At 31.6% G+C, this 19,939-nt stretch carries 21 protein-coding genes; 11 read left to right on the top strand and 10 right to left on the bottom strand.

Going from position 1 to position 19,939, the window contains the following annotated elements:
* Nucleotides 1-25: 25 nt before the first annotated feature.
* From WA340_RS06550 to WA340_RS06535, 4 genes are read left to right on the top strand one after another with little or no spacing between them, the layout of a single operon-like run.
* A complete protein-coding gene (locus tag WA340_RS06550) occupies nucleotides 26-445 on the top strand; it encodes an ATP-dependent zinc protease family protein (protein WP_027879601.1) in 420 nt (139 codons plus the stop codon).
* Nucleotides 442-1,320 carry a 30S ribosomal protein S6--L-glutamate ligase gene (gene rimK, locus WA340_RS06545; protein ID WP_106677232.1) on the top strand — a complete coding sequence of 293 codons (879 nt, stop codon included), beginning with the start codon at nucleotides 442-444 and terminating at the stop codon, nucleotides 1,318-1,320. The genes WA340_RS06550 and rimK overlap by 4 nt, the downstream gene beginning before the upstream one ends.
* On the top strand, nucleotides 1,320-2,291 hold the full coding sequence (locus tag WA340_RS06540; RefSeq protein ID WP_106677230.1) for a succinylglutamate desuccinylase/aspartoacylase family protein: 972 nt from the start codon (nucleotides 1,320-1,322) through the stop codon (nucleotides 2,289-2,291). The genes rimK and WA340_RS06540 overlap by 1 nt, the downstream gene beginning before the upstream one ends.
* Nucleotides 2,292-2,297: 6 nt before the next feature.
* Nucleotides 2,298-2,861, top strand: a complete 564-nt coding sequence (locus WA340_RS06535) for a 5-formyltetrahydrofolate cyclo-ligase (protein ID WP_336128016.1) — start codon at nucleotides 2,298-2,300, stop codon at nucleotides 2,859-2,861.
* Here the strand turns inward: WA340_RS06535 and WA340_RS06530 are convergent.
* The 5 genes from WA340_RS06530 to WA340_RS06510 form a co-directional block, all read right to left on the bottom strand.
* Nucleotides 2,858-3,484 carry a lipoprotein signal peptidase gene (locus tag WA340_RS06530; RefSeq protein ID WP_336128015.1) on the bottom strand — a complete coding sequence of 209 codons (627 nt, stop codon included), beginning with the start codon at nucleotides 3,482-3,484 and terminating at the stop codon, nucleotides 2,858-2,860. The two genes, WA340_RS06535 and WA340_RS06530, sit on opposite strands and share 4 nt — an antisense overlap.
* 67 nt (nucleotides 3,485-3,551) lie before the next feature.
* Nucleotides 3,552-4,169, bottom strand: coding sequence for a hypothetical protein (locus WA340_RS06525; protein ID WP_336128014.1), 618 nt, complete (start codon nucleotides 4,167-4,169; stop codon nucleotides 3,552-3,554).
* Between the two features lie 76 nt (nucleotides 4,170-4,245).
* A complete protein-coding gene (locus tag WA340_RS06520) occupies nucleotides 4,246-4,629 on the bottom strand; it encodes a TraR/DksA family transcriptional regulator (protein ID WP_336067792.1) in 384 nt (127 codons plus the stop codon).
* Nucleotides 4,630-4,634: 5 nt separating this feature from the next.
* The gene (gene ileS / locus WA340_RS06515; RefSeq protein WP_223077945.1) at nucleotides 4,635-8,039 is read right to left on the bottom strand and encodes an isoleucine--tRNA ligase; all 3,405 of its coding nucleotides are present in this window, start codon (nucleotides 8,037-8,039) and stop codon (nucleotides 4,635-4,637) included.
* An 82-nt stretch (nucleotides 8,040-8,121) separates the two neighbouring features.
* Nucleotides 8,122-8,478, bottom strand: a complete 357-nt coding sequence (locus tag WA340_RS06510; RefSeq protein WP_336128012.1) for a helix-turn-helix domain-containing protein — start codon at nucleotides 8,476-8,478, stop codon at nucleotides 8,122-8,124.
* Between the two features lie 181 nt (nucleotides 8,479-8,659).
* Between WA340_RS06510 and WA340_RS06505 the strand changes: the two genes are divergently transcribed.
* The 5 genes from WA340_RS06505 (at nucleotide 8,660) to WA340_RS06485 (ending at nucleotide 12,671) form a co-directional block, all read left to right on the top strand.
* Nucleotides 8,660-8,878 carry a hypothetical protein gene (locus tag WA340_RS06505; protein WP_336128011.1) on the top strand — a complete coding sequence of 73 codons (219 nt, stop codon included), beginning with the start codon at nucleotides 8,660-8,662 and terminating at the stop codon, nucleotides 8,876-8,878.
* Nucleotides 8,879-8,935: 57 nt separating this feature from the next.
* A complete protein-coding gene (locus tag WA340_RS06500; protein ID WP_336128010.1) occupies nucleotides 8,936-9,343 on the top strand; it encodes a hypothetical protein in 408 nt (135 codons plus the stop codon).
* Nucleotides 9,344-9,416: 73 nt separating this feature from the next.
* A complete protein-coding gene (locus tag WA340_RS06495) occupies nucleotides 9,417-9,971 on the top strand; it encodes a hypothetical protein (RefSeq protein ID WP_336128009.1) in 555 nt (184 codons plus the stop codon).
* Between the two features lie 2 nt (nucleotides 9,972-9,973).
* Nucleotides 9,974-10,501, top strand: coding sequence for a peroxiredoxin family protein (locus tag WA340_RS06490; protein WP_336128007.1), 528 nt, complete (start codon nucleotides 9,974-9,976; stop codon nucleotides 10,499-10,501).
* Entirely contained in the window at nucleotides 10,494-12,671 is a 2,178-nt protein-coding gene (locus WA340_RS06485) for a peptidase domain-containing ABC transporter (protein WP_336128004.1), read from the top strand. The genes WA340_RS06490 and WA340_RS06485 overlap by 8 nt, the downstream gene beginning before the upstream one ends.
* Here WA340_RS06485 and radA read toward each other — a convergent pair.
* The 5 genes from radA to panC are packed head-to-tail and all read right to left on the bottom strand — an operon-like array spanning nucleotide 12,663 to nucleotide 17,374.
* Entirely contained in the window at nucleotides 12,663-14,024 is a 1,362-nt protein-coding gene (gene radA, locus WA340_RS06480) for a DNA repair protein RadA (RefSeq protein WP_304140531.1), read from the bottom strand. The two genes, WA340_RS06485 and radA, sit on opposite strands and share 9 nt — an antisense overlap.
* On the bottom strand, nucleotides 14,024-15,169 hold the full coding sequence (locus tag WA340_RS06475; protein ID WP_336128001.1) for an alpha/beta hydrolase: 1,146 nt from the start codon (nucleotides 15,167-15,169) through the stop codon (nucleotides 14,024-14,026). The genes radA and WA340_RS06475 overlap by 1 nt, the downstream gene beginning before the upstream one ends.
* 35 nt (nucleotides 15,170-15,204) lie before the next feature.
* Complete coding sequence (locus WA340_RS06470) at nucleotides 15,205-16,161, bottom strand: lysylphosphatidylglycerol synthase transmembrane domain-containing protein (protein ID WP_336127999.1); 957 nt, start codon at nucleotides 16,159-16,161, stop codon at nucleotides 15,205-15,207.
* Nucleotides 16,162-16,512 (bottom strand): aspartate 1-decarboxylase, encoded by a 351-nt coding sequence (gene panD / locus WA340_RS06465; RefSeq protein ID WP_027879612.1) that lies wholly within the window; start codon nucleotides 16,510-16,512, stop codon nucleotides 16,162-16,164.
* Nucleotides 16,513-16,525: 13 nt separating this feature from the next.
* Nucleotides 16,526-17,374 carry a pantoate--beta-alanine ligase gene (gene panC, locus WA340_RS06460; protein WP_027879613.1) on the bottom strand — a complete coding sequence of 283 codons (849 nt, stop codon included), beginning with the start codon at nucleotides 17,372-17,374 and terminating at the stop codon, nucleotides 16,526-16,528.
* Between the two features lie 109 nt (nucleotides 17,375-17,483).
* Here panC and WA340_RS06455 point away from each other — a divergent pair, with 109 nt between their 5' ends.
* Both WA340_RS06455 and WA340_RS06450 read left to right on the top strand, forming a co-directional pair.
* Nucleotides 17,484-18,293, top strand: coding sequence for a glycogen/starch synthase (locus WA340_RS06455; protein WP_106677211.1), 810 nt, complete (start codon nucleotides 17,484-17,486; stop codon nucleotides 18,291-18,293).
* Between the two features lie 17 nt (nucleotides 18,294-18,310).
* On the top strand, nucleotides 18,311-19,939 hold the full coding sequence (locus tag WA340_RS06450) for a DUF4270 domain-containing protein (protein ID WP_336127998.1): 1,629 nt from the start codon (nucleotides 18,311-18,313) through the stop codon (nucleotides 19,937-19,939).

Below are 19,939 nucleotides of genomic sequence, written 5' to 3'. Positions count from 1 at the left end.
ATTGCGCGACTTTTAAATAAAAAAAATGACAAAGAAAATTATAGGAAGAACAGATTGTATAGACTTCCCTAAATTAAATTTATTAAACATTAATTGTAAGATAGATACTGGCGCTTACACATCAAGCATACATTGTTCTAACATTACACTTACTGACCAAGGTTTACTTTGCTTTTTTGATGATAATAAAACCGAAAAATCAGAGCCTGTTTTATTTAAAGAGTACAGTTTAACCGATGTAAAAAGCAGTAATGGCTTTGTAGAAAACCGATACAAAATAAAAACTGATGTTGTTTTTTTTGGTAAAACCTACAAGATTAACTTAACTTTAAGCACAAGAAGCGACATGAGGTTTCCTGTTTTAATAGGCAGGCAATTTTTAAAACGAAAATTTTTAGTTGATGTCGATTTACAAAACCAATCATTTAATAAAAAAGTAGAATGAATATAGTTATTCTATCGCGCAACGCAGGTTTATACTCAACAGATAGATTAGTTGAAGAAGCCGAAAATAGAGGTCATAAAGTAGAAGTTATAGATCCTTTAAAATGCGATATTATTATTGAAAAAGAAAAACCAACAATTTACTATAAAGATCGCTATTTAGATTACGTAGATGCAGTTATACCACGTATTGGCGCTTCGGTTACATTTTATGGTTGCGCAGTAGTAAGACAATTTGAAATGATGGGTGTATTTACTACAGTAACTTCAGATTCTATCCTACGATCAAGAGACAAGTTAAAAAGTTTACAACGTCTTAGTAAAAGAGGAATTGGTATGCCTAAAACAGTATTTACCAACTATTCTAGAGATGTAGAAGAAGTTATAGACCATGTTGGCGGCGCGCCTGTAATCATTAAGCTTTTAGAAGGTACACAAGGTCTTGGTGTTGTCTTAGCCGAAACTAAAAATGCTGCCGAATCTGTTCTAGAAGCTTTTAATGGGTTACAAGCTAGAGTTATAGTACAAGAATTTATTAAAGAAGCTAAAGGTGCAGATCTTAGAGCTTTAGTAGTAGATGGTCAAGTTGTCGGCGCAATGAAACGTCAAGGTAAAGAAGGCGAATTTAGATCTAATTTACATCGAGGTGGTAGCGCAAAAATCATAAAACTTTCTGAAGCAGAGCTTCGTCTTGCCATGAATGCTTCTAGAGCATTAAAACTTCCCGTTTGCGGCGTAGACATGCTACAATCTGAAAGAGGACCTTTACTGCTAGAAGTAAACTCTACACCAGGATTAGAAGGCATAGAAAAAGCTACAGGAAAAAATATTGCTAAAAGCATTATCACTTATTTAGAACGAAACAGTAACGCTTAATGATTTATCAACAAAAGGACTTACATATTTTAGATGAAATTATTAAACCAGGTAAAAGTGCAGAACTAAGCTTTAATGTTGCACATTTACACACACGTACTCCAGTAGATGTTCCTGTTATTATAGAACGCTCTAAAAAACCTGGACCTACAATTTTGTTTACTGCTGGCATACATGGCGACGAAGTAAATGGTATTGAAATTGTACGTCAATTAATTTCAAAAGGAATAAATAAACCTAAAGTTGGTACCACAATTTGTATTCCTGTTTTAAACATCTTTGGATTTATTAATATGGAACGCGAATTTCCTGATGGTAGAGACTTAAATCGTGTTTTTCCTGGAATAAAAAATGGCTCTTTGGCCAGTCGTGTTGCGCATACTTTAGTAACCGAAATTATACCTGAAGTAGACTTTATTGTCGATTTTCATACCGGTGGCGCTTTTAGGTTTAATGCACCTCAAATACGTATTGCTCCTGGTAATGAAGATGATGATGTTATGGCAGAAATATTTGGAGCACCATTTATCTTATACTCTAAAAACCTAAACAAATCATTTAGAAAAACATGTAACGAGCTTGGTAAACCTATCCTTCTTTTTGAAGGCGGAAAATCGTTTCATATAGATAAAACAGTCACTAACACAGGTGTTAATGGCGCCAAACGCATCCTAAATCACTTTGGCATGCTAAGAAAAAAATATAATGTTTCTGAGCCTAAAAAAGCATGTATAAAAATATTAGATAGCAAATGGCAACGCGCCAGCTTTTCTGGTATGTTTAAAGCTAATGTAGATTTAGGTCAATATATAAAAGAAGGTGACACCATTGGTAATATTACAGATCCTTACGGAAAATTTAATCATTTTGTAAAAGCTAAACATGATGGTTACGTGTTTAATATAAATGAATCTCCTATTGTTTATCAAGGTGATGCTTTATTTCATATTTCAACAGGAATAGTTAAATAATTAAAAATGAATAAAGCCCGATTACGCCAAAAATATAAAGCTTTAAGACAACAACTTACAGAAGAACAAATAGATCAATTTAGCATTGATATTGCTAACCAATTATTAAAACTAGCTATTTGGGATTACAATGTGTACCACTTATTTTTAACTATTGAATCACAGAAAGAAATTCAAACTGAATTTATTTTAAATATTCTATCCGGAAAAGATAAAGACATAGCTATTTCTAAAAGCAATTTTGAAAGCAACACATTAACCAATTACCTGTTATCGGACAATACCACTTTAAAACTTAATCAATATAACATACCAGAGCCTGTTAGTGGTATTGAGATACCAAATCATAATATAGATGTTGTATTTATACCGCTTTTAGCTTTTGATTTAAAGGGAAATAGAGTTGGTTATGGCAAAGGATTTTACGATAACTTTTTATCCAATTGTAAGCCAAATACTGTAAAAATAGGTTTATCTTTTTTTGAAGCTGAAGCTGAAATCAAAGATGCTTATGAAGGTGATATTGCATTAGATTATTGTGTCACGCCTAAAAGGGTTTACAAATTCTAAGCATCTTCTGTTTTTGGAAACGCTTTTTTATTAAAGAAAATTAATATTCCAAAACCAATACTAATAGCTACGTCTGCAATGTTAAAAACAGGCTCAAAAAACGTAAAGTATTTACCGCCAACACTTGGTACCCATTCTGGCAAATATCCTTGCCAAATCGGGAAGTATAACATATCTACTACCTTACCGTGCAACATACTATCGTAACCTTGTTCTGGCATAAATGTAGCTACTTGACCAATACTATCGTCAAATAAAACACCGTAAAACACAGAATCTAATATATTACCCAAAGCACCAGCAAACACAAAGATAAGTGCAACATTAAGCATTTTAGATTGCTGCTTTTTAATACTATTATATAACCAATATCCAATACCAATAATTGCAAAAATCCTGAAGACAGTAAGACTTACTTTTGCAGTACGATCACTAATAAAAGGAAACAAATCGCTTAATTTGGTTCCCCAAGCCATACCACTATTTTCTATAAAATAGATTTTAAACCAATCAAAAACAGCAACATCTTCTCCTAATACAAAATGTGTTTTTACATATATTTTACTTACTTGATCAATAAGTAAAATTAAGACGATAAAGATTGTAGCTTTTTTTAGGCTCATAAAGTATAGACTTGTCAACTATGCTTAGTTGACAAGGATTAGTTTTAAACAAAAATAGACTTATTTTTTAAATTTTAGAGACGTTTATATTACCGTTAACAGTTTGCAAATTTAATTGATATAATGCTAGTTTAAATTGCTTAACATCAACTATTCCTGTTTTACTTTTTGCAATGGTTTTTGCGTTATTTGTTTTAATATTAATAGTTCCGTTTATAGTATTTATTGTTGCATTACCAAAAAACGGATCTAACGTACAATTACCAGTTTTTAATTCTATAAACACATTTGGAAATTGACCTTCTATTTTAGTTTGCGCAATATCACTTTTAATATTTAAATCAATATGTTTTGGAATACTTAATTGCAACTCTACAGACAATACTTTATGCGCACTTAACTTATCATTATCCGCTTTAAATAAAGGTTGAAAATCTGTAGATAGTCTTAAAACACCTTGATTAATACTATCGATTATCACTAAATTTTCTGAATGCTCGCCTTCAAATTTAACCAACAAATCAATAGTATTAGATTCACTATTCTTAATGTTTATTTTAAAAATTCCTTCTCCATCAATATCTACTTTTTTGATTTGCTGTGCATTCCATTGTTTTTCGGTTTGCTTCTGTGCAATAGAACAATGGACAATTAAAAGAAAAAATAAGACGAGTTTGAATTTCAAAATTTGTGGAAATAAAAAACGCTTCAATTCAACTAATTGAAGCGTTAATTTTTTAAATTATATATTAAGCAACAGCTTATTTTTGCATGTTTTTTGCTTCAATACTTAAGGTTGCGTGTGGCACAAGCTCTAAACGTTTTTTGTTTATTAACTTACCTGTTACACGACAAATACCATAGGTTTTATTCTCTATACGAATTAGCGCATTTTTTAAATCACGAATAAATTTCTCTTGTCTAATAGCTAATTGCGAGTTAGATTCTTTACTCATTACTTCACTTCCTTCGTCAAATGCTTTAAAGGTAGGCGACGTATCGTCTGTACCATTATTATGATCGTTCATATAAGCACTTTTTATTAACTCTAAATCGTGCTGTGCTTTTTCAATTTTTTCTTGAATTAAAGCTTTGAATTCTGCCAAGTCTTTATCAGAGTATCTTACGTTTGTATCTGTTGCCATAATTTTTAATTTTTTTGAATAGACAATTTGGTATTTACGTCATCAAAAGCAATTTCTATACCATTATCTATTTGGTTAATAATTTCAAGATTATCAGTTAAGGTTTCGGTCTTAATATAATCTAGATTGTTGTTAATAGCCTGCTCGATATTTTGATCGTTTTGGATTTGTACAGTAATTCTATCTGTGACTTCAAATCCAGAGTCTTTACGTAGGTTTTGAATTCGGTTTACTAATTCTCTTGCAATACCTTCTTCACGTAATGGCTCTGTAATAGTTACATCTAAAGCTACTGTTATTTTACCTTCATTAGCAACTAACCAACCTTCAATATCTTGCGATGTTATTTCAACATCTTCACGTTGTAATGTAATAATTTTTCCATTACAATCGATGTCTAAAGTGTTATTTTGTTCAATATTTTTAATATCGTCTGCGCCAAGTTTTTGTATCTCACTAGCAATCAACTTCATATCTTTACCAAAACGTGGTCCAAGTACTTTAAAGTTTGGTTTTATTTGCTTAACTAAGATATCTGAAGCGTCTTCTAAAAGCTCGATTTCTTTAATATTAACCTCGTGTTTTATTAAGTTTTCTACCGCTTTTATTTCTTCTCTTTGCTGTGCAGAATCTACAGGAATCATAATTTTCTGTAGTGGCTGACGTACTTTAATTTTCTCTTTAGCTCTTAACGATAATACTAATGAAGAAATTGTTTGCGCGTTCTCCATTTTTCGCTCTAAAGATTTATCTACAAAGCTTGCATCGTATTTAGGGAAGTCTGAAAGGTGAACACTTTCAAACGTTTCTTTTTTAGTCACGCTATTTAAGTCTAAATACAGCTTATCCATAAAGAATGGTGCAATTGGCGCGCCTAACTTTGCAATGGTTACCATACACGTATACAGCGTTTGGTAAGCCGAAATTTTATCGGTTTGGTAATCGCCTTTCCAGAAACGTCTTCTACTTAAACGCACGTACCAGTTACTTAAGTAATCTTGTGTAAAATCTGAAATAGCACGTGCTGCTTTTGTAGGCTCATATTCAGCATAATATTCGTCTACTTTTTGAATTAAAGTGTGTAATTCCGAAAGAATCCAACGGTCTAATTCTGGTCGTTCTGCTAAAGGAATTTCTGCTTCAGCATAACTAAATTTATCTAAATTGGTGTATAAACTAAAGAACGAATACGTATTGTACAACGTACCGAAAAACTTACGTTTTACTTCTTCTACACCTTCAATATCAAATTTTAAGTTGTCCCAAGGATTAGCATTACCAATCATGTACCAACGTGTGGCATCTGCACCATAATTATCTAAGGTTTCAAAAGGATCTACCGCGTTACCTAAACGCTTAGACATTTTTTGTCCGTTTTTATCTAAAACTAATCCGTTTGACACTACATTTTTATACGCCACAGAATCGAAAACCATAGTACCAATTGCGTGCAATGTGTAAAACCAACCTCGTGTTTGGTCTACACCTTCGGCAATAAAATCGGCAGGATAGGCTTCGTTATTATCAATTAAGTTTTTGTTTTCAAATGGGTAATGCCACTGTGCGTAAGGCATTGATCCAGAATCAAACCAAACGTCTATCAAGTCGCTTTCGCGCTTCATAGGTTGACCTGAAGGCGATACTAACGTAATTTGGTCTACAATGTTTTTGTGTAAATCTATTTTATCGTAGTTGTCTTCAGACATGTTACCAACTTCAAAGTCTTCAAAAATATCTTTTTGAAGTACGCCAGCGTTTACCGCTTTAGCCATTTCGGCTTTTAATTCTTCTACAGAACCGATACAGATTTCTTCTTTACCATCTTCTGTACGCCAGATTGGTAACGGAATTCCCCAATAACGTGATCGCGATAAATTCCAATCGTTTGCGTTGGCTAACCAGTTACCAAAACGTCCTTCTCCAGTAGATTTTGGTTTCCAATTAATGGTTGTATTTAACTCATGCATTCTATCTTTTACGTCGGTTACTTTGATAAACCATGAATCTAACGGATAGTATAAAATTGGTTTATCTGTACGCCAACAGTTTGGATAACTGTGCTTGTATTTTTCTACCTTAAAGGCTTTGTTTTCTATTTTAAGTTTGATGGCAATTTCTACATCAACTGACTTTTCTGGTGCTTCGCCTTCTGCGTAATATTCATTCTTCACGTATTTACCAGCAAACTCGGTAACTTCTGGTCTAAATTTACCTTGTAAATCTACTAATGGTACCAAGTTATCATTCTCGTCTTTTACCAACATTGGTGGTATTTCTGGTGTAGCTTGTTTTGCCACTAAAGCATCATCTGCTCCAAAGGTTGGCGCTGTATGTACGATACCTGTACCATCTTCGGTCGTTACGAAATCTCCAGATATTACTCTAAATGCATTTTCAGGATTATCATTTGGTAACACGTAATCTAACAATTGTTCATACTTGATACCAACTAGGTCTTTTCCTTTAAATTCTTTTACGATGTAAAAAGGAATTTTCTTGTCACCTTCTTTATATTCAATTAATTCTGGCTTTGTTTCGACTTGCTTATACTTACCGTCAAATTGTTTACCAACAAGATTTTTAGCCAATATCACATTAATAGGTTTGAAGGTATATTGGTTATACGTTTCGACTAAAACGTAATCTATTTTTGGTCCAACGGTTAACGCAGTATTACTTGGTAATGTCCAAGGTGTTGTAGTCCAAGCTATAAAATGAATATCGCCTTCGTTTTGCAAAAAGTCTGGTAACGTATCTGCTACAGCTTTAAACTGCGCTACTACAGTTGTATCGGTTACATCTTGGTATGTTCCTGGTTGATTAAGCTCGTGAGAACTTAATCCTGTTCCTGCTTTTGGAGAATATGGCTGAATGGTATAGCCTTTATACAGCAATTCTTTATTGTAGATTTGCTTTAATAACCACCAAACACTTTCCATATATTTTGGTTTATAGGTAATGTATGGATCGTCCATATCTACCCAATATCCCATTTGTTGGGTTAGGTTATTCCAGATATCTGTGTAACGCATTACAGCTTTACGACATGCAGCGTTATACTCTTCTACAGTAATTTTTTTACCAATATCTTCTTTGGTAATTCCTAACTCTTTTTCTACACCTAATTCTACTGGTAAACCATGTGTATCCCAACCAGCTTTACGCTTTACTTGGTAACCTTTCATGGTTTTATACCTTGGAAAAATATCTTTTATTGCACGTGCTAATACGTGGTGTACACCAGGTAAACCGTTTGCAGATGGCGGACCTTCAAAAAACACAAAAGGTTCTGCGTTTTCGCGAGAAGTTACACTTTTTTCGAAGATATTATTGTCTTCCCAATAGTTAAGAATTTCTTCTGCTACTTTTGGTAAGTTAAGTCCTTTATATTCAGGAAATCCAGTATTCATTTTTTCGTTTTTCTTATAAGAGTCGCGAAATTAATGAATTCTGTTTAAAAGTCTGATTTTTGAGCATAAAAAAAGAAATAGTTTAAAGTTGTTTTTTATCTAATAAACTTTCTAACCGCTTAATATATTGGTCTTTTTCTTGTAAGCGTAACTCGTATTGCTCTATTAATTTTTCTGAAAGTTGATTGATTATAAAAGCACCATTACCACCTTGTTGATTTTGATTTACAATGATAGTATCTTGTTTTAATAACTCTTCTGGTTGTATCTCAAACAACTCACAAATGGGTTGTATGTAGTTTACCCAACTATTAGTCTCACCATTTTCCATACGTGCATACGTGCTTTGGGCAACATGCAAATAATCTGCTACTTGTTCTTGGCTTAAACCTTTGCTGGTACGCAAAGTCTTTATTTTATGGGCTACTTCTATATTCATGATTAAAACATTGTAGTAAACAAAGATAATTAAAAAACTAGACTATCTAAAAATAGGGTAGCTTTATGCAAAATTTGAATAAGAATTGAATGAATACTCTTGTAGTTTTATGGTGTCAAAATGATTTTGATAACCAAAGTTACACAACTTCGGTTTTTATTTAACTTAATTTATTAATTTTATGAAAACATTAGAATTAAATCAAATGGAGCAAATCGAAGGTGGAGGAGCTCTTACTTGTGCTACTTTCGGGGCAAGTGGTGCAGCTATCGTTATAGGAGCTGCAGAAGTTTTAGCTTTTACTGGTCCTATTGGTTGGGGTGTAGCGGCATTAGGTCTTTCGATATTTGCTTTTGGTGCAGCTCTTTATGAATACGGAGATGATCCTTGTGCCTCTTAAAATAGCCAAGTATGGGAATTAATTTAATTTAATTCTCATACTTCAAAAATTATTATTATGTCTTATAAATTAATTATTGAGCGTAAAAATGAATTAAATAATAGAAATAGAGCTTTCGCGATATACATCAATGGAGAGTATTATGAAGATATAGGCTCTGATGAAAATGAAAAAACACTTTTTTTTGATACAAAACTTATTGAAATTAAATTTAAAATAGATTGGTGTTACTCGAATAAAATGACTATTTCGTTTAATGACAGTAAAGTAAAAAAAATCTCTGTAAGTAGCTCTATTTCTAATTTATTATGGCATTTCATTGTTAGTGGTATTACCTTTTCTGTATTGTTTTATTTTATTTTTAACAGAATGATTTTCGTGTATTTACCATTAGTTATAATAGCTATTCCTGTTTATAAAATCACTTTTGGTAGAAATAATTATTTAAAAATTAAAGAAAAATAAATTGAACAAGAAATATTATTTGATTTTTCTGCTTTTATTTTCATTTATATTATCTTATTTGGGGTCAAAACTATTGAATACAAATGAAGTTACTATTAATTCATTAACCGATCAATTATCACGAGATCAAATACAAAATATTTTGAATCTCAAAAAAAAATGGCAATGGATAGGTTATGTCCTTTTGCCATTAGTTTTAGTAATTAAAATCACAATCATTGCAGCCATATTAGATATAGGTTGTTTCTTTTTTGGTAAAGAAATCAAGTACAAAAAACTCTTTAACATTGTTGTAAAAGCAGAATTTATTTTTTTATTAGTCATAATTTTTAAAACAACTTGGTTTTACTTTTTTCAAACAAACTACACTTTAGAAGATTTACAATATTTCTACCCATTATCAGCCATAAATATTATAGGTTATGAGGGCTTACAACCTTGGTTTATCTACCCGTTTCAAGTACTTAATTTATTTGAACTTGCCTATTGGTTAATATTAGCTTATTTAATTGGTAAAGAGTTGAACGAAAACACCGATAAAGGCATGTCTATTGTAGCCAGCAGTTATGGTGTTAGTCTTTTAATTTGGATTGTTGGTGTTATGTTTTTTACTTTAAATATGAGTTAGTGATGCGTAAAAAAACAATTTTAATTATAGTTGCAGTTACTGTTTTAGGTTTACTATCTTTTTTAGGCTACAATGTTATTTCTAAAACCAAAGAAAAAAACCAAATTGCCAAGCAATTAGAAATAATCCCAGAATTTGAGTTTTTAACTTTAGACCAAAAACCATTTACAAAAGCTAATCTAAAAACAAACCTAAACACCATTTTTATATACTTTAATAGCGAGTGCGATTTTTGCCAACACGAAGCTCAAAGCATTAGCAATAATTTAGACAGCTTTAAAAATGTGCAAATCATTTTTATATCTACAGAGTCTATTGATACAATTAAAAAGTTTTCAGAACAGTATAACCTAAACAATCAGCAAAATATTACCTTTTTAAATGATAATCTTAATACTTTTTCTAGTCGATTTGATGCTAACAGCATTCCTTACCTCTTAATCTACGACCAAAACCAAAAATTAATCAAAAAACACAAAGGGCAACTTAATGCCAAAGGTATTTTAAGAGCATTACAACAAAATGACTAAAACAATCAACCTTTCGCAAAAACAGTTACAACAAACCTTTACACAACAACACGACCAAAGTGATTGTGGTGTTGCCTGTTTATTATCTCTAATTCAATTTTACGGTGGCTCAAACCATTTAGAAAAGTTACGAGAGTTAAGCGGTACAACCAAACAAGGCACTACCCTTTTAGGTTTATATCAAGCTGCCAACAAGTTAGGTTTTACAGCACAAGGCAACGAAGCAGATATACAAGCCATAATTGACCACAAAGAACCGTTAATACTTCACGTTGTTATTGAGGAACGTTTACAACATTATGTGGTTTGTTATAGCTATAAAGATGACAAATTTATCATTGGCGACCCAGCAAAAGGCATCATAACCTATACCAAAGAAGAACTAGAAACCATTTGGAAATCCAAAACCTGCTTAACCCTTACGCCAAATGCTAATTTTGTAAAAACCGAAACTAAAAACAAAAACAAAAAGCAATGGTTTTTAAAATTACTTAAAGAAGATTATCGTTTAATTTCTTTTAGTGTGTTGTTAGGTTTAGGTATTGCCATTCTTGGTATGGCAATGGCAATCTTTTCTCAAAAACTAATTGATGATATTTTACCGTCTAAAGACTTCACAAAACTTATTACGGGCATTGCATTAGTAGCCTTTTTATTGTTGGTTAGGGTATTATTTACAGCATTACGCGATTATTTCTTAATACGTCAAACCAAAGATTTTAACAATCGTATTGTAGATAGTTTTTATTCTTCATTACTCAATTTACCAAAACCCTTTTTTGATACTCGTAAAATTGGAGAATTAGTTGCAAGATTAAACGATACACAACGTGTACAACGCGTTATTAGTCAAATCTTCGGTAATGTGGTTATCAACGCTTTAGTAACCATAGTGTCTTTAGGCTTTTTGTTTTACTATTCTTGGCAAACAGGGTTAATAGCTTCTATTAGTTTACCCTTTTATTTCGTTCTTATTTACAGTTTTAACAAACGTATTATCAATGCACAAAAAGAAGTAATGCAAAGCTATGCTTTTAGTGAGAGCAATTATATTACTTCAATGCAAGGTATAGCTACCATAAAAAATAATAACAGGCAAATTATTTTTCAAAAAATTAACCAACTTATTTATGGTAATTTTCAAGAAAAAGCCTTTAATCTTGGTAAAATAAATGTACGCTTATCGGTTTTTTCAGGTGTGTTTAGTGTGTTATTTTTAATGGGAATTTTGGTTTATACCTCTATTCAAGTCTATGATGAAACTATGCAATTGGGAGAACTGATGGCAATTCTAGGTGTAGCAGGTAGTTTATTACCATCTGTTGCAAGTTTAGCGTTAATAACCATTCCTATTAACGAAGCCAAAGTAGCTTTTAACCGTATGTATGAATTTGCATCAATGGATAAAGAGCAAAAAGGGAATACAGAAATTCTAGACTTCAATTCTCTTGAAGTTAAAAATCTTTCTTTTCGCTTTGCAGGTAGAAGTCAATTATTAAAAGACATAAATATCGACATTAATAAAAATGAGTGTATTGCCTTAGTTGGCGAAAGCGGAAGCGGCAAAAGTACATTAGGGCAAATTCTTCAAAAATTCTACCCTTTTGAAAATGGAACAATTACACTTAATAACCAACATAATCTAACAGAATTAAATACAGAAAACTGGCGAACTATTTTAGGCGTTGTGCCACAAGATGTAACAGTATTTGGCGGTAATGTCATTACAAACATTCTTTTAGGTCAAAAAGACACACCCGAAAATATAGTCAAGTTTTGTCAAGATTATGGCTTTGAAGATTTCATCAATACCCTACCACAAAGCTATGCCACAATACTTGGCGAAGAAGGTATTAACCTATCAGGCGGACAAAAACAAGTGATTGCTCTTATGAGAGCTTTATATAAAAAACCAAAAATTTTATTATTGGACGAATTCACTTCTGCGATGGACAGAAAAACAGAACAGTTTGTTTTGGAGTTATTAAACAAACTAAAATCTGAATTAACCATTATTTTTATTTCTCATAGACTTCATTCCTTGCCTAAAATTGCTAACCGTATTTATGTTTTAGAAAATGGAATTATAACTGACTTTGGGAATCACGAAAAGCTAATGAAATCAAAGAATTTTTATAGTGAGTTTTGGACTGAATTAATTCTAACTTAAAAAATCTACAATATCTTCAATTTTTGAAACCAATTGAATTTTTATTCCTTTAGGTTTAATAGTAATCTTATTGTATTTAGACACAAAAATGGTTGAAAAACCTAGCTTTTCAGCTTCGAGAATACGTTGCTCTACGCGTTGTACTGGTCTAATTTCTCCAGACAGGCCAACTTCTGCAGCAAAACAAAAATCGGTTTGAAGTGGCTCGTCTTCATTAGAAGATAAAATGGCAGCTACTACTGCTAAATCTATTGCTGGATCATCAACATTAATGCCTCCAGTTATATTTAAAAAAACATCTTTAGCGCCTAATCTAAATCCTGCACGCTTTTCTAAAACTGCCAATAACATATTTAAACGTTTGGCATTAAAACCTGTAGCACTTCGTTGTGGCGTACCATACACAGCTGTACTAACTAGCGCTTGTACTTCTATCATTAAAGGACGCATACCTTCTAAAGTTGCAGCAACTGCATTACCTGATAAAGCTTCGTCTTTTTGAGAAATTAAAATTTCGCTTGGGTTAGAGACTTCTCTTAAACCAGATCCTTGCATCTCATAAATACCAAGCTCGTTTGTTGATCCAAAACGGTTTTTGTTTGCTCTTAAAATCCTGAATACATGGTTACGATCGCCTTCAAACTGAAGTACAGTATCTACCATATGTTCTAATATTTTTGGTCCTGCAATGTGACCATCTTTTGTAATATGCCCGATAAGAATTACCGGTGTATTAGTCTCTTTAGCAAACCTGATTAGCTCTGTAGTACATTCTTTAATTTGTGAAATGCTTCCGCTTGAACTTTCAATATAATCACTATGCAGTGTTTGAATGGAATCTACAATGACAATGTCAGGCTCAATTGCTTCAATTTGCTTAAAGATATTTTGAGTTTTGGTTTCGGTTAAAATGTAGCAGGTTTCGTTTTTTGGATTAATACGTTCTGCTCTCATTTTTATTTGTTTCTGGCTTTCTTCACCTGAAATATACAACGTTTTGTAAGGTAATTTTAAGGACACTTGAAGCAGCAATGTACTCTTACCAATACCAGGTTCGCCTCCTAAAAGTGTTAAAGATCCTGGTACAATTCCGCCTCCTAAAACACGGTTAAATTCGGCATCATTAGTATCTAATCTTACATCTTGAGACGAATCAATTTCTTTTAGTTTTAAAGGCTTTGAAACTCTTTTTGAAGTGTTGGAAGTTGATGTTTTCCAATCATTTTTTTCAGGCTTTTGCACCACTTCTTCTACAATGGTATTCCACTCTTTACAAGATGTACATTGACCTTGCCACTTAGAAAATTGCGTGCCACAATTTTGACAAAAAAACGTTGTTTTTACTTTAGCCATTAATACCCAAAGTCTGCTTTAATTTGTTCTGCTAACTCTAAAACTAAATCTTTTGTAATACCTCCAATTTCTTGTAATACGTAAGCTGACTGATATGTTTTCATTGCTTTTTTAGACTTACCTGTTTCTTCGTAAAAACGTCCTAAATAATAATGTCCAAGTAAGGTGTCTGGGTATTCTTTACGAGCTAAATTACCTAAATCTTCAAAGTAATTGTACTTTTCTTTTTTCTTAATTGCAGCTTCGATTGCTTTAAAATCGTTAATTAAAATTGGTTTTTTTATACCGAAAAGCGTTTCTATAGTTTCATACTTTTCTTTTAAATAATCTACCGGATTTCCTTCAAGATTAAGAACAGTTTCTTTGTATTCTTTTAAACTTATTGGTTGAAATACTAAGAATATTTTTTGTAAAGCTTTTGGGATAGCCTGCGCTGGTAAAGAATAATGTGTCGCGTCTGTAAAAACTTCAGAATGATCTAAAAGATTATCATTTTCTACAGAAGAAATACTTTTTGCTAAAGCTTCGGTTTCTTCTTTAATATCACCTTTATCATTGTTTGCTGCTGCTAAATAATAGAATATTTTTTGTTCTAATTTTGGCATTTTCTCTGTTAGATATGTTTTCATATCTGGTGCCAAACTTGGACTTAAACTAATATACGCTTGAAATAAAGGAACACCTTTTAATAAATAGTAATTAATAAAGTTTGCTGTTTGCCCATGTCCAACCGCAACTTTAAAATTTTCTGTACGGAAATTTTTATCTATAAATGGGATAAGCTCCATACTTACAAACTCAAAAAAAGCTGCTCCAGTCTCTATTGGTAACGAGTTTTGCTCGCTATAATAACAATCTGCTTCACGTTTTTGATATTGATTTATTCCTACTACGATTGCTTCTGGCATATCTTCCCAATAGGCTGCATAATCTACATTTCCTGCTACGATTTCAAATAAATAATCGCCGTCAAAAACAACAACTACAGGATATTTTTTATCTGAAGTATCGTAGTTACGTGGTACTTGAATTTTTAGTTGACGAGATTCGCCTAACTTTTCAGAGTTTATTTCTTTATAAATGGTTTGGGATGTTAGCGTATTGCTTAAAACTAACGTTATTAGGAGTAATAAAAAACGTTTCATAAGGTTAATAGATTAAGTTTAGTGCAATGTACAAATTATTTGTTTCGGTTAAAAAAAGGAAGATACAATAAAGATAGTCCTCCTAAAACAAATATTAATAGGGTTTGGGATGTCCACATAATCCATCCAAACGCACGACTTGGATCTTCAGGTAAACCAAATAATGTAAAAGCTATTACAATTGCTTCTGGGTATGATCCAATACCACCGTTTGTTGCTGCTATACTAAAAGTAGCTAAAATAAACCCTATTAAAACAGCTCCAATAGAAACACTCCCTAAATCCTTTATAGCAAATGTTGTTATATAAAACATTGAAATATACATTGCCCAGATAAAAAATGTATGGAAGATAAATGCCCACTTTTTTTTCATTTTAAAGACACTTAATGCACCTTCTATTAAACCATTGGCAAAATTTTTAATTTTGATAGCTATTTTTGAACTACTCTTTTTGATATAAATTATTGAAAGAAATCCTAAAATCAATAAAATTGAAAAGGCAATTATAAGCTTGATTGGATTGAATTTTTCTGCAAAAAAATTAAAGATGAATTCAAATTGAAGTATTAGCGTAAATCCTATTATTAATAGCATGACTATAAAGTCTGCAACACGCTCTGCAACAATAGTCCCAAAACCTTTTTGAAAAGGCACACCTTCGTAATTTGTTAAGACGGTTGCTCTTGCCACTTCGCCTGCTCGTGGTATAGTGTAATTTATTAAATAAGCAGCAAAAACTGCCATTATACTATTACCCATTTTTACTTTATAACCCATTGGCTCTAACATAAACAACCAACGGTAAGCTCTTGATAAATGACTTAATAAACCAAAAATAACACCTAAAAAGATATAAAGATAATTGGCATTTTTAAAATATTCTAATAAGCCAGAGATTGATATTTTAGATAAAGAATACCAGATTAAAAAAACTCCCAATAAAATTGGGAGCACTATTTTTAAAACTTGTATTATCGGTCTTTTAGACATCTATTTTAGAAGATTTGTTGCTTCATCAGGAAATACTAATGATGGTTTAAACACCTTAGCTTCTTCTATATCCATAAAAGCATAAGTGATTAAAATTAACACATCTCCTGGAGATACTAATCTTGCTGCTGCTCCGTTTAAGGTTATTTCACCAGAATTACGTGGACCTGGTATTGCATAGGTCTCTAATCGTGCGCCATTATTATTATTTACAATCTGCACTTTTTCGCCTTGAATAATATTGGCTGCATCCATTAAATCTTCATCAATGGTTATACTTCCAATATAATTTAGGTCTGCACCTGTTACTTTTACACGATGAATTTTTGATTTTACTACTTGAATTTGCATGGGACAAAGATAATTAATTTAAAGCTATATTGTCAATTAGCCGAATTTTTCCTGCATATACTGCAATAAAAGCTCTGTATTGCTTGTTTTTAGATTTACGTTTTGCTGTTTTTAGGGTTGCTTCGTCTGCTATGGTAAAATATTCCAACTCTAACAATTCGTGATTAGCAAACTGATTTTCAACCCATTCTATAACTTTATTAGCACTTTTTGTGCCAAACTTTTCTTTGGCAGCTTTTAATGTCTTATAAATAAAAGGCGCTACTACCTTATGCTCTGGTTTTAATCTTGTGTTACGAGAACTTAACGCTAAACCATTAGCGTCTCGTTTAATTTTACAACCTACAATATTAACAGGTATATTATATTTTGAAACTAGCTTTTTTATAATTGCTAATTGCTGAAAGTCTTTTTCTCCAAAATAAGCATTATTAGGCTTTACTATATCAAACAAAAGTTTTACAATTGTTCCTACGCCATCAAAATGACCGTCTCTAAATTTACCTTCCATTTGATGTTCTAATCCATCAAAATTAAATTTTTGAGATTTAGTTTCACCTTCATAAATATCCTCTACCGTTGGTGCATAAACAATAATTTTATCAGATAAAGTATTTAACAAGTCAACGTCTTGTTGTAAATTTCGTGGATATTTTTTTAAATCTTCAGAGTTATCAAACTGTGTTGGATTTACAAAAACACTAACTATAACCAGATTATTATTAGCTAAAGCCTCTTCAACTAAACTTAAATGACCTTGATGTAATGCACCCATAGTTGGTACAAATCCAACGGTCGTATTTTCTTCCTTTAAAGAAGAAATCTTAGCATTAAGTTCGTCTTTTTTTCTAAAAACAATCATTGTTTATTATTTAATTAACGCATGCAAACTTAATCTTTTAGTGGCAATCTGCATAAAATTTTGTACTTTTGCGTGTTTTTTAATTTTAATTCTAAAAAGCTAGTAATTTATGAAAGATAAGAGGATATTATATGTATCATCTGAAGTGGTGCCTTATTTACCAGAAACTGAAATTTCGTCAATGTCGTTTGAAACACCTAGAATGGTGAATCAACAAGGAGGGCAAATAAGAATTTTTATGCCTAGATATGGCAATATAAATGAAAGAAGACACCAATTACATGAAGTAATACGCTTATCTGGAATAAACCTAGTTATTAACGATTTAGATATGCCTTTAATTATTAAAGTTGCATCTATACCTAAAGAAAGAATTCAGGTATATTTTATCGATAATGACGAATACTTTAAAAGAAAAGCAACATTTACAGATGAAAACGGTAACCTTTTTGAAGATAATGACGAACGCGCTATTTTCTTTGCAAAAGGAGTAATTGAAACTGTAAAAAAATTAAATTGGTCACCAGATATCATTCATGTACATGGTTGGCTAGCATCTTTATTACCATTATACTTAAAACAGTTTTATAAAGATGAACCTTTGTTTAATCAAAGTAAAATTGTAACATCTGTTTACAGCCAAAGCTTTGACGAGACGTTAAATAAAGATCTAATTAATAAAATAAAATTTGATGGTATAGAAGAAGACCAGATTAAGGTTTTAGAAAATCCTACATACTCAAGCCTAATGAAGGTTGCAATAGACCAATCTGACGCTTTAATAGTTGGTTCTGAAGATATTCCTGAAGATTTAACAAAACATTTAAAAGATTCTAAAAAACCTGTCTTAGATTACCAACCGAAAGATGAATTTAGTGAAGCTTACACTAATTTTTACAATAATGACGTTTTAAGCTAATAAAAGCATAAAAATTAATGAAAAAGTATATAAGTAAAGCCTTTCAACCATTAGCTATTTTAGGTTTAATCGCTTTAGTCACTGTAGGTTGCGACAGAGATTACTTAAATGTAGATAGCGATGTAAGAGGCGTACAAAACTTTGAAACCAATCGCAAAGTTTTCCCTTTTGTTTCTTATACTAAAAAAAGTAATCCAATTCAAACAAATGGATTACCAAACAATCTTTTAGGTGTATATCATGACGATATGCAACCTTACGGAGCTACAGAAGCAAGTATTATAACTCAAGTATTACCAACAAACTTATCTCCAGATTTTGGTGTAAATCCAACACTTCAATCTGTAAAACTTTACATACCATATTATTCAGAAATAGAAAGCACAGATGATGATGGAGTTTCTACATACACACTAGATTCTGTTTTTGGTAATCAATCCGCAACATTTAAACTTTCTATTTACAGAAGCAATTACCTGTTAAGAGACTTAGATCCTACTTCAGATTTTGAAGACCAACAGCTTTATTACTCAAACATATTTGAAACTATAGATGTAAACTCTCAAACACTAGAGTTACTTTACGAAAACAACGATTTTTCAATTAGTAATTCTACTCACAGTGTTACTAATGAAGATGATGAAACAGAAGTTTTAGCTCCTGGAATTTATGTAGATCTTTTTAATGATAGCAACGCAAACATCATTAATCTAAGTGATTGGGAAAATTTATTTTTTCCTTATCAAGACAGCGAAGAACTTTCAAACAACAGTAGTTTTTACAACTACTTTAGAGGACTAATTTTTAAAGTAGAAGACAATACTGGAGACGGTAGTATGGCTATGCTTAATTTAAATGATGCCAATGCTAATATAACTTTAGAATATACCTATTACGATGAAGATGATGTTGACCAAGAAGAATTATTAACAGGACAATACACTTTAGACTTTACAGGAATTAAAGCTAACAACTTTAATAATTTATACACTACGCCTACAGATGGTGACGCTACTTTAGGTGATGACAATTTATATTTAAAAGGAATGAACGGAAACTTTTCTGTCATTAAATTATTTGAAGGCACAGTTCAAGATGAATCTGGAAGTGATGTTCCTGCTTTAGAATATTTTAAAGAAAAAAATGAAAAATGGCTAATTAATGAGGCAGACTTAATTTTTTACGTAAATCAAGATCTTGTTAATAACCAAAGCAGCTCTAATGATGTTGAGTCTGAAAGAATAATGCTTTATGATTTAAAAAATAATGTCCCTATTGTAGACTATTATTTTGATGCTTCAAGCAACTTTTTAAACCCAATAAACTCAAAAATTATTTATGCGCCACGTTTAGAAAGAGACGAAGATGAAAACGGTATTAGATACAAGTTTAGATTAACAGAGCATGTTAAAAATATTCTTATAAGCGACTCGACAAATTTAGATTTAGGAATATTTGTTTCAACTAACGTAAACAACATATCCACTTCAAGAATAATAAACACAACTGAAGAAGATATGATAAATTTTGTTCCTTCAAGTTCAACTATTTCTCCTAAAGGCACTGTACTTTATGGTAGCAAAGAATCTGTTCCTGAAGAAAACAGAGCAACTTTTGAAATTTATTACACAGAAACCGAAAACTAA

This window comes from Mesoflavibacter sp. CH_XMU1422-2 (assembly GCF_037029245.1).
Lineage (GTDB): Bacteria > Bacteroidota > Bacteroidia > Flavobacteriales > Flavobacteriaceae > Mesoflavibacter > Mesoflavibacter zeaxanthinifaciens.
The sequence above is the reverse complement of the archived record's forward strand: the minus strand, read 5'-3'. Positions and strand labels throughout refer to the sequence as shown.

Bases quoted from the DNA above. Each gene is read 5' to 3' on its own strand.
- radA (WP_304140531.1), bottom strand. From the start codon at position 14,024: ATGGCTAAAGTAAAAACAACGTTTTTTTGTCAAAATTGTGGCACGCAA.
- WA340_RS06470 (WP_336127999.1), bottom strand. From the start codon at position 16,161: ATGTCTAAAAGACCGATAATACAAGTTTTAAAAATAGTGCTCCCAATT.
- rimK (WP_106677232.1), top strand. From the start codon at position 442: ATGAATATAGTTATTCTATCGCGCAACGCAGGTTTATACTCAACAGAT.
- WA340_RS06540 (WP_106677230.1), top strand. From the start codon at position 1,320: ATGATTTATCAACAAAAGGACTTACATATTTTAGATGAAATTATTAAA.
- WA340_RS06510 (WP_336128012.1), bottom strand. From the start codon at position 8,478: ATGAATATAGAAGTAGCCCATAAAATAAAGACTTTGCGTACCAGCAAA.
- ileS (WP_223077945.1), bottom strand. From the start codon at position 8,039: ATGAATACTGGATTTCCTGAATATAAAGGACTTAACTTACCAAAAGTA.
- WA340_RS06520 (WP_336067792.1), bottom strand. From the start codon at position 4,629: ATGGCAACAGATACAAACGTAAGATACTCTGATAAAGACTTGGCAGAA.
- WA340_RS06485 (WP_336128004.1), top strand. From the start codon at position 10,494: ATGACTAAAACAATCAACCTTTCGCAAAAACAGTTACAACAAACCTTT.
- WA340_RS06535 (WP_336128016.1), top strand. From the start codon at position 2,298: ATGAATAAAGCCCGATTACGCCAAAAATATAAAGCTTTAAGACAACAA.
- WA340_RS06500 (WP_336128010.1), top strand. From the start codon at position 8,936: ATGTCTTATAAATTAATTATTGAGCGTAAAAATGAATTAAATAATAGA.
- panD (WP_027879612.1), bottom strand. From the start codon at position 16,512: ATGCAAATTCAAGTAGTAAAATCAAAAATTCATCGTGTAAAAGTAACA.
- panC (WP_027879613.1), bottom strand. From the start codon at position 17,374: ATGATTGTTTTTAGAAAAAAAGACGAACTTAATGCTAAGATTTCTTCT.
- WA340_RS06475 (WP_336128001.1), bottom strand. From the start codon at position 15,169: ATGAAACGTTTTTTATTACTCCTAATAACGTTAGTTTTAAGCAATACG.
- WA340_RS06505 (WP_336128011.1), top strand. From the start codon at position 8,660: ATGAAAACATTAGAATTAAATCAAATGGAGCAAATCGAAGGTGGAGGA.
- WA340_RS06490 (WP_336128007.1), top strand. From the start codon at position 9,974: ATGCGTAAAAAAACAATTTTAATTATAGTTGCAGTTACTGTTTTAGGT.
- WA340_RS06530 (WP_336128015.1), bottom strand. From the start codon at position 3,484: ATGAGCCTAAAAAAAGCTACAATCTTTATCGTCTTAATTTTACTTATT.
- WA340_RS06455 (WP_106677211.1), top strand. From the start codon at position 17,484: ATGAAAGATAAGAGGATATTATATGTATCATCTGAAGTGGTGCCTTAT.
- WA340_RS06450 (WP_336127998.1), top strand. From the start codon at position 18,311: ATGAAAAAGTATATAAGTAAAGCCTTTCAACCATTAGCTATTTTAGGT.
- WA340_RS06550 (WP_027879601.1), top strand. From the start codon at position 26: ATGACAAAGAAAATTATAGGAAGAACAGATTGTATAGACTTCCCTAAA.